At 42.0% G+C, this 1,626-nt stretch carries 2 protein-coding genes; one reads left to right on the top strand and one right to left on the bottom strand.

Going from position 1 to position 1,626, the window contains the following annotated elements; genetic code table 11:
* Positions 1-79 precede the first annotated feature (79 nt).
* Positions 80-1,093, bottom strand: coding sequence for a hypothetical protein (locus tag H5968_RS24915; RefSeq protein ID WP_222620811.1), 1,014 nt, complete (start codon positions 1,091-1,093; stop codon positions 80-82).
* Between the two features lie 236 nt (positions 1,094-1,329).
* Here H5968_RS24915 and H5968_RS24910 point away from each other — a divergent pair, with 236 nt between their 5' ends.
* On the top strand, positions 1,330-1,494 hold the full coding sequence (locus H5968_RS24910) for a hypothetical protein (protein ID WP_187042074.1): 165 nt from the start codon (positions 1,330-1,332) through the stop codon (positions 1,492-1,494).
* Positions 1,495-1,626: the final 132 nt, after the last annotated feature.

Below are 1,626 nucleotides of genomic sequence, written 5' to 3'. Positions count from 1 at the left end.
CACCAGTCCCCAGTCCCCAGTCCCCAGTCACCAGTCCCCAGTCCCCAGTCCCCAGTCCCCAGTCACCAGTCCCCAGTCCCTAATTAGTCTCCTGAATTTGTAATCTAATAGTATGTTCTGTTGCACCACTAAGTTTAATTTCCATGACTTCCCCTCCCAGTGGTTCAACACAACCCAGGAGCGATCGCAAATTTGGTGTACTCGCTCCAGTATCAACATACAATCTATCAGCTAAGTTACTGATTTTCTTCCAAGTCATGTATAACTTAGCTATACCTTGTTCCATTTGGGATGCTTGATTTACCAAGTCTGCTGCTATACTTAAACAGCCGATTCTTTGAGCTTCTTCTAATGCAGTTTCAATATCCACATTTTCTTCTGTCAGTGCTTGCACCTGGACAGCAGATTTAAGATATTTTGCTAGTTGTCTAGCTTCTGTAGTGGCTTGTTTTAAAGTATCTACATCAGGATTTTCCGCTATTTCTCTCTGTAACGCCTTCTGGTGTGATTCTGGCAGTTTTTCCATTTCCTTCACCAGAGGGGCAATGTAGCGGGCAGGAAGGCTATTATCGGCGGCTTTTTCCTTGACTGGTTCAGGTAACAATTCTGAGGACATGGCTGTCCATTCATCCGTGAGTTGACGGACTTCTCTGCGGGTGATGCGATCGCCTTTTTGCGCTGCTTCACTTACCATCTGTTGTACTTCTGGTGCAGCTTTGGCGGTTTCTACAAATGCCCGTTTACTAAAGTTATTAACTGTACTGGGGTCCAGTTTACCATCTTCAATTAAGGTATCAGCACTATTAGCTAATTGAATCCAAGAATAAGCTTGAGTTTTACTAATTTCCCGTTCCTTCAACCATTTGAGGAAACCAGTACCGCGCCCATCTCCGCCTTTTTTCTCTCTGTCACGGATAGCGCGTAAAATTCGCCCCCGCCAAATTTCTGTTTGCAGATCAAAGCGATCGCATACTTGCCAAGCTACATCTAACTGCTGTAAAAAGTCAGACTCAGCAATTTCTTCATCTTCTGGATCTGGTAATTCAAAATCCAAGTCTACAGGCTGTTGCAGTGCAGCCGCAAGGTCATTCATAGAGTCGGTATCTTGCACGGTAGATAGCTGGTTGGTGGATGCGATCAACTCACTGTTACAAATTCTGAGTAATTACACAGGATCAGCAACAAGAAGCAGGTAAATATTATAGAGGAAAAATTTAAACTTGGATAATTTTTAAATGCCTTCAAGCTACTAAAGGCATAAATTCAAAATATTTGAGGACTTACCTATAGTACCAAAAATCTCCTGTAGGTTGCGTAAGATATGAAAAAATGGTTACATTTGTATATACAAAAGTTATTTTTAGAGTTATGCTAAAAAGTGTCAATGGCTTTGATTGGGATGAAGGAAACTCTGCAAAATGCTGGAATCGTGTTTCTCAAGAAGAAATTGAGTATCTGTTTCAGCAGCCAGATGTTCTGCTATATAAAACCTAGACAATACTAGACTTTACTTTCTACTTCAACGGGAGCATGGGAGCAGTTATCCCTCAGTAGACTTTCACGCCTTAGCCAGACGCGATAAATTAATTGCAGCGTTTAGATCCCTATCTATCTCAAAACCGCAGT

The organism is Sphaerospermopsis sp. LEGE 00249 (assembly GCF_014299995.1).
Taxonomy (GTDB): Bacteria; Cyanobacteriota; Cyanobacteriia; order Cyanobacteriales; family Nostocaceae; genus Sphaerospermopsis; species Sphaerospermopsis kisseleviana.
This window is presented reverse-complemented; position numbering and strand designations above follow the sequence as displayed.

What these genes read in the sequence shown, in the direction of transcription:
- H5968_RS24915 (WP_222620811.1), bottom strand. Translation starts at nt 1,093, where the DNA reads ATGAATGACCTTGCGGCTGCACTGCAACAGCCTGTAGACTTGGATTTT.
- H5968_RS24910 (WP_187042074.1), top strand. Translation starts at nt 1,330, where the DNA reads ATGGTTACATTTGTATATACAAAAGTTATTTTTAGAGTTATGCTAAAA.